Annotated in this window: 6 protein-coding genes; 2 read left to right on the top strand and 4 right to left on the bottom strand. The window is 35.8% G+C overall.

Annotated features, from left to right (window positions below; genetic code table 11):
* Positions 1–80: 80 nt before the first annotated feature.
* The 3 genes from RMO83_RS03275 to RMO83_RS03265 all read right to left on the bottom strand — a co-directional run bounded on the left by RMO83_RS03275 (position 81) and on the right by RMO83_RS03265 (position 3571).
* Positions 81–848, bottom strand: a complete 768-nt coding sequence (locus RMO83_RS03275) for a carboxypeptidase-like regulatory domain-containing protein (RefSeq protein WP_310558247.1) — start codon at positions 846–848, stop codon at positions 81–83.
* An 85-nt stretch (positions 849–933) separates the two neighbouring features.
* Entirely contained in the window at positions 934–2898 is a 1965-nt protein-coding gene (locus RMO83_RS03270) for a DEAD/DEAH box helicase (protein ID WP_310558246.1), read from the bottom strand.
* A gap of 100 nt (positions 2899–2998) precedes the next feature.
* A complete protein-coding gene (locus tag RMO83_RS03265) occupies positions 2999–3571 on the bottom strand; it encodes a non-canonical purine NTP diphosphatase (protein WP_310558245.1) in 573 nt (190 codons plus the stop codon).
* 212 nt (positions 3572–3783) lie between these two features.
* On the opposite strand from RMO83_RS03265, the gene RMO83_RS03260 reads away from it, so the two are divergent.
* Positions 3784–4227 carry a lipocalin family protein gene (locus RMO83_RS03260; RefSeq protein WP_310558244.1) on the top strand — a complete coding sequence of 148 codons (444 nt, stop codon included), beginning with the start codon at positions 3784–3786 and terminating at the stop codon, positions 4225–4227.
* 548 nt (positions 4228–4775) lie between these two features.
* Here RMO83_RS03260 and RMO83_RS03255 read toward each other — a convergent pair.
* Positions 4776–5624 carry an NYN domain-containing protein gene (locus RMO83_RS03255; protein WP_310558243.1) on the bottom strand — a complete coding sequence of 283 codons (849 nt, stop codon included), beginning with the start codon at positions 5622–5624 and terminating at the stop codon, positions 4776–4778.
* 384 nt (positions 5625–6008) lie between these two features.
* Here RMO83_RS03255 and RMO83_RS03250 point away from each other — a divergent pair, with 384 nt between their 5' ends.
* On the top strand, positions 6009–7271 hold the full coding sequence (locus RMO83_RS03250) for an aminotransferase class I/II-fold pyridoxal phosphate-dependent enzyme (RefSeq protein WP_310558242.1): 1263 nt from the start codon (positions 6009–6011) through the stop codon (positions 7269–7271).
* Positions 7272–7608: the final 337 nt, after the last annotated feature.

The following is a 7608-nucleotide window of genomic DNA, read 5'->3' as shown; positions in this document are numbered from 1 at the left end:
ATCTTTTAGAAGTTCTTGAAAACAGAGGGATTCAAATGTGCTAGATTTCTATATTCTGTTCAGAATACCTCATTACAATTTTATTTCCTTTTCAAGATTTTATATTCTTCATAGCAGGAGCTAATGGCGTCAAGTATTTGCAGGTCGTTGGCTGTTCGCATAAAGGATTCGGAGTAATTGCAACGTTCGAGAATTTCGGCAATTTCTTTTTTATTCACACCAAGAAGTACGGCAATAGTTTCTCTGTCATACTTTGTTTCTAGTAAATTTCGGACGGTGTCGTCCTTTTTCATTTCTCGCAATCTTTTGAGTTCAGTAGGTTTTTTACCAAAGAAATTATAAAGTGCATCGGCGGGATTAAAGATGGAACCCATCACTTTTCCAAAAGCATTTGGCGAATACTCACCGGCTTCGTAACCTTCTGTCAAACCCGAAATGCTGTAGCGGTAATTTTCTTTTACGGGAATCAATTTTGAATCTACTTCGATGTAACCTGTTAAATTGTATCTTCCTACAATAACTTCTTCAAGCGCATAAGCTTTTTCCGTCAGCTGAATTTTTGTAGTTTTGGTTTTTACCCAATCGTTGGTCACTCTGATTCTCAAAGATTGAAATCCTAAAATTGTAATGTGCAGCGTATCATTTACAGAAACGGCCAATTCAAAATTGCCTTTATCATCAGTAGTTGTTCCTCTTACTTTATTGATGTTAATGATATTTACATTGGGTATAGGAAATTTTGTATTGTCATTGATAATAGTCCCGGTAACGGTTTGGACTGGTTCAATAACTTGTGCAAAAGTTGTCGAGGCAAGTATTAAAAAAAATAAAACTACAAAATATTTCATAAACGAATTTAAAACTTTAAAAGTAATAAAACGGTATTAAATATTTTATAGTTTCAATATAATTATAAGAAAATTAACAAAAGTGTTAACTTCTTCTAGGTCTTTTCTCTCTTGGTGCGTCACCGAAGCTTTCCGAGCGTCTTGCAGGTCTTTCAGAAGAACCACCATCACGTCTTGGAGCTTCTGAGGATCTTGGAGCTCTTTCAGAGAAACCACCAGTTCTTGGTGCTGAACTAGTTCTTGGTCCAAAACCGCCTTCTTTTGGTGCTGAACTTCTGTCGCTTCTAAATCCGCCACCAGAACCTTCACGTCTTGGAGCAAAATTTCCTTCTCTTCTTGGAGCTGAACTTCTCTCACCACCGGAACGACCTCCGCCAAAACCACCACCTGAAGATCTCCCGTTGTGATCGCGTCTTCCGCCACCGTCATTTTTGGAGATTTCAACATTGATACGACGTCCTTCTAATTGTACGTTATTCAATATTTCCATTACTTTATCAGTATGTTCTGGGTCAGTGTTAAAGAAAGAGAAACCTTCTTTCACATCTACTTTGAAAACATCATCACGACCTAAGTCTAATGTTTCTTTCAAGTAATCTTTCAATGACATCCAATCGAAATTGTCTCTCGATCCAATGTTTACAAAGTATCTTGTAGCACCGCCATTGTTGTTTTCTCTTGGAGCTCCATCTCTGTCATCACGTTCTCTTCTTTCAGAACCTGATGATTGAGATGAAATATCTCTAGTTTTCTTGTAGTAATTGATGAAACGGTTAAATTCTACCGATACCATTTTTTTGATTAATTCTTCTTTTGACAATCCTTCAAGAACATTGTTGATAGCTGGAAGATAATTGTCAATTTCGTGATCTACTTCGGTATCTTTAATCTTGTTGGCCAAATGCAACAATTGAATTTCGCAGATTTCAATTCCAGATGGAATGGTTTTTTCTTCAAATTTCTGTTTGATGATTCTTTCGATAGCCGAAATCTTGCGGATTTCACTTTTGGTTACAATAACTATAGAAGTTCCCAATTTTCCTGCACGACCTGTACGGCCAGAACGGTGATTGTACGTTTCGATTTCATCAGGCAATTGATAGTTTACTACGTGAGTAATATTATCAACATCAATTCCACGAGCAGCCACATCCGTAGCTACAAGCATTTGGATTTGTCTTCCTCTAAAAGATTTCATTACACCATCGCGTTGTGCTTGAGATAAATCTCCGTGCAACGCAGCGGCGCTATACCCATCTTCAATTAATTTTTCAGCAACAGCTTGTGTATCTCGTTTTGTTCTACAAAAAACTACTGAGAAAATGTCTGGATTAGCATCAGCCAATCTTTTTAGCGCTTCATAACGATCTCTTGCATTTACCAAATAGAATTCGTGAGAAACTGTAGCAGAACCTGAGTTCTTAGTTCCAACTGTGATTTCTAACGGCTTGTGCATAAATTGTTTCGCAATTCTAGCTACTTCTGCTGGCATTGTAGCTGAGAATAACCAAGTGCTTTTTTCGTCCGGCGTTGTTGATAGGATGTTTACGATATCTTCGTAAAAGCCCATATTCAACATTTCGTCTGCTTCGTCAAGGATACAATAATTAATTTGAGTAATGTTTACCAATCCTCTGTTAATCATGTCCTGCATTCTACCTGGAGTAGCCACAATAATTTGCGCACCTCTTTTGATGTCTCTAGCCTGTTCTGTAATACTCGCACCACCATAAACTGCCACTACATTAATACCTTTTTCGTATTTTGAGTAGTTTTTAATCTCGTTTGTAATCTGCAAACATAGTTCGCGGGTAGGTGATAAAATTAACGCCTGTGTATTTCTGTTGTTGGCATCAATTTTTTGAATGACTGGAAAACCAAAAGCTGCCGTTTTCCCTGTCCCTGTCTGAGCCAACGCAACTAAATCTGTGTCTTGTTCCAATAATAGGGGAATCGCTTTCTCCTGTACTTCGGTCGGATTCTCAAATCCTAGATCGATAATCGCACGTTGTAGCGATTCACTCAATCCTAATTGTTCAAATTTGTTCATATGTATTTTTAAAATTTGCTGCAAAAGTAGTGCTAATAAACGAGATAATCTAATGCAAATTCTAGATTTAATATTTTATTGTTATTTGAAAATCAATTAGTTAGTTTTTTAAGAACGCTATAAGTTGCTCTGTTGCCTTGCCGCGATGGCTGATTGCGCCTTTTTCTTCGAGAGAAAGTTGCGCAAAAGTAGCTTCATAGCCATCGGGTTTAAAGATGGGATCATAGCCAAAACCCTGATTTCCTGTTTTTTCTAGAGTGATTTCGCCCGTTGCAATTCCTGTAAAAAGATGTTGTTTCCCGTTTAAATTTAAGGCAATTACGGTTTTAAATTGGGCTATTCTATTGGTTTTATATGCCAAAGCTTCCAAAACTTTATTCATATTGTCGTCAGAACTTCTCTGTTCTCCTGCATAACGAGCGGAGAAAACGCCAGGCTCTCCGCTTAACGCTTCAACTTCTAGCCCTGTGTCATCAGCAAAGCAATCGTAGCCATACTTTTGAGTTACATAATTGGCTTTCAATACAGCATTTTCTTCGATGGTATCAGCAGTTTCTGGAATTTCTTCAAAGCAGCCAATACTTTCGAGGCTTATAATTTCGATATCGGTAGGAAGCATTTGCTGCACTTCAATGATTTTATTTTTGTTATTAGTGGCAAATACGAGTTTCATTTTTTAAATATTGATTAGTTGTACAGCAAAGGTATACGGTTTTGATTAGGGTATTTTAATTTTCGATTTTAATTTTGTTTGGATAATAAAGTTCACAAGCAAAACTTAGGTCAAAACTATCAATATTTTTGTATTTAGCTAATTCGGTGCTATTTGTTTTTTGGATTAAACATTATTTGCGTAATATTGTACTTTAACTAAATACAATAGATATGAAAAAATTAAGTAATTTATTTGTCTTGATAGTTATTCTAGTAACAGTTTTCACTTCGTGCACCAAAGATATAAGTGGTCCTGTCGATGTAAATTTTGCGGAAGGGAAATGGAATTTTGATAAATCAACTGTATCTTCTAGTGGCTTTACACTTCCATACACCACGGATTATTTAAAAAATGAAGATGGATGTCCTAAAGATTATATCGAACTTCTTACGGGAGGTGTTGCTAAAAACGGTAACTATACGTCAGGTTGTGCGTTTGAGCAAAAAGTAGGAATTTGGTCGACGAGCGGAACTAATTTAATTATGTCAGTTGCTGGCTCAGGTATTGATGGCACTTTTGCTATTGTAAGTCTTTCTGCTACTGAGTTAATTTTGAAAATTGATGGAACGTACGAAGGAAAATCAGGTACATTAAACTTATATTTTAAGAAGTAATTATTTAGAATTTTTTGCTTCTTAATTTATTGTTAAAGTAATGCAAAGCAGTATTTTGAATTGTATTTAGTCGTATATTTGAGTGTAGTTTTTGATTAATTACTTGAGCATATAATATCATAAATATTTTAATATTAGAAAAAGTATCTCAATAGGCAGCTATACTAGATAAATGTATAAGTTAGATAATGATAAATCAGAACCTATAAAAAGTGAGGACTATAAAAAGTCCTCCTTTTTTTTATGTAAAAATTGTAATGAAAGAATAGGATAGCAGATAAAATAATTGCAATTGTATCTGTTTTATTACAGCAGTTATAATTTATAAAGCCGAAGCGTTAATTTGATGTTAAAATATTGATTTTTATATCATTATGAAAATTTATGATGTACATTTGATTGTGGTTTTGATTCACTATTTGAGTATATCAATCTGAACGGGGAGATTATTTAAAAGGTCATTTACCGAAAGGGAAAAAGTAATACTAGTAAATCAGAATTAACAAGGAGAGGTCTGTAAAAAGACCTCTTTTTTGTTTTAAATAGTTCTAACTATAGCGTAACCTCACAAAAACGTGTTTGATTCCCTTTTTGTCGGATTCTCTTTCATCGATTTCTAGAATTTCTGTTAAGGATTTCAGCATTGGAGTGAGTTTTGAAAATCCGTAATTTCTGGGGTCGAATTCTGGTTTTTTCTTCACTATGAGATTACCAACATCTCCCAGAAAAGCCCAGCCATCTTCATCGCCAATGGCGTCGAGTGTATCTTCTATAAGTTCTATAGTTTGGCTGTCGATTTTGTTTGGGGTTGTCTCTTTTTGTTGCTGCACCTGTTCGGTCCGCGAATTATCAGGCGCGGAGTCTACGGGTTTTTTAGACTCCGCAATAGGAGCAACAGTTGGTTTTGGAGACTTGCTTCGTCCGTTTGCTATTACTCGTGTCTTTTTTATGGCTCCATCCAAGACTTCTATGTAAATAAAACGATCGCAAGCCACAATAAACGAATTTGGAGTTTTCTTTTCGCCAATGCCAATAACTTTCATTCCAGATTCTCGCAATCGAATGGCCAATCGTGTGAAATCGCTGTCGCTAGAAACGATACAAAAACCATCGACTTTATCGGAATACAACAAATCCATTGCATCGATAATCATCGCCGAATCCGAAGAATTTTTACCAACGGTATAACTGTATTGTTGAATTGGCGTGATGGCGTGTTCCAATAAAACGGTTTTCCAGCCGTTGGCATTGGGTTTTGTCCAATCGGCATAAATGCGTTTGGTGGTTGGCGTCCCGTATTTGGCTATTTCTTCCATCATTCCTTTTACATTGCTGTAGGGAACATTGTCGGCATCAATAAGGACGGCGAGTTTTAATTCTTTGGTATCTTGTGACATAAATATAGTGTTCAGTACTCAGTAGTGAGTATTCAGTGAATCAAATATACAAAGTTTATTGTGAAATCTAATGCCTAGCCCAGATAGAAATGGAAATCCTTTTTTTGAGAAAAGCTATTTTTTCCTGACTTTGCAGAACGACCACAGGAAGTTCCTGCAAGGCCTTGGAAAAAAAGATTTTATAAAAAAAGATTAGAATGAACAGCTGGAAAGTGCTTCCAATTACTTCACTTATTTTATATTGTCATCTGTGTTCAGTGAACTTTGTTTGCCACGTTTTTCGCAATGACAATTAGGATATTTTTTAATATGCATATATTATGATAAGAAAGATTAAATAATTAATTTTGCAACTTCAAAAAATATATAATACTTCACGATATTATGGTAAAAGATTTATTCGAAAGAATTCAAAACAATAAAGGACCATTAGGAAAATGGGCTTCACAAGCTGAAGGTTATTTTGTGTTTCCAAAATTAGAAGGAGATTTAGGACCAAGAATGAAATTTCAAGGAAAAGAGGTTTTAAACTGGAGTTTGAATGATTATTTGGGCTTAGCGAATCATCCCGAAGTGCGAAAAGCCGATGCAGATGCTGCCTTAGAATTTGGTGCAGCTGCGCCAATGGGAGCAAGAATGATGTCGGGTCACACCAAATATCATGAACAGTTAGAGCAAGAATTGGCTGCTTTTGTGATGAAAGAATCGGCTTATTTATTGAATTTTGGGTATCAAGGAATTATGTCAACCATTGACGCGTTAGTGACCAGAAATGACGTGATTGTGTACGATGTAGATGCTCACGCTTGTATTATTGATGGCGTTCGTTTGCATAGCGGTAAACGCTTTACATACAAGCATAACGACATCGAAAGCATGGAGAAAAACTTGCAACGTGCTACAAAATTAGCTACCGAGCAAGGTGGAGGAATTCTTTTTATTACCGAAGGTGTTTTCGGAATGCGTGGTCAGCAAGGAAAGTTGAAAGAAATTGTGGAAATGAAAAAGAAATACAATTTCCGTCTTTTGGTTGATGATGCACACGGTTTTGGGACACTTGGAAAAACTGGTGCTGGAGCAGGCGAGGAGCAAGGCGTTCAAGATGATATTGATGTTTACTTTTCGACTTTTGCCAAATCGATGGCGAATATCGGTGCTTTCGTTGCTGCCGATAAGGAAATTATAGATTATTTAAAATACAATTTGCGTTCGCAAATGTTTGCCAAAGCATTGCCAATGATTCAAACTATTGGTTCTTTGAAACGTTTACAATTGTTGCGTGACAATCCAGGATTGAAAGACAAATTATGGGAAAATGTAAATGCTTTGCAAAATGGATTGAGAAGCAAAGGATTTAATATTGGCGATACTAATACTTGTGTGACACCTGTTTACTTAGAAGGAAGTGTGCCAGAAGCAATGGTGATGGTAAATGACTTGAGAGAAAACTACGGTATTTTCTTGTCGATTGTGATTTATCCTGTTATTCCAAAAGGGATGATTTTATTGCGTGTTATTCCTACAGCTCCTCACACATTGTCTGATATTGACGAAACGCTAACCGCTTTTGAAGCCATTCGTGAGAAATTAGTAAACGGAACTTATAAAGAAATTGCCAGTAAAACTAAGGTTGATTTAGACGCTTAATAGTTAGTGATCAGCCTGCCTGTCGGCAGACAGGTGTTCAGTTTTTTAGTGTTCAGGTAGAATTATAAACTGTCTCCAAAATTATAGATTTTCAAATGAGTACCTCGTATTCGAAAGTCTTTTACAGAGCAATTAAGTTAAAAGCAGTTTTTTCTTAATTGCTTTTTGTTTTCAAATTTTGGACTAATTGATTAAATGTAAATAGTCATTCCTTAAAAATGAATTAACAATTTGATTGTTAATAACTTGTGATTAAATTCAGTTGAAAACAGTACTTTTAAATCGCCAAAAAGTGTATATTTCGGTATAAAAAAGTGGCAATATGTTAGGCAAAATA

It is taken from the genome of Flavobacterium sp., from assembly GCF_031423415.1.
GTDB lineage: Bacteria > Bacteroidota > Bacteroidia > Flavobacteriales > Flavobacteriaceae > Flavobacterium.
The sequence above is the reverse complement of the archived record's forward strand: the minus strand, read 5'-3'. Positions and strand labels throughout refer to the sequence as shown.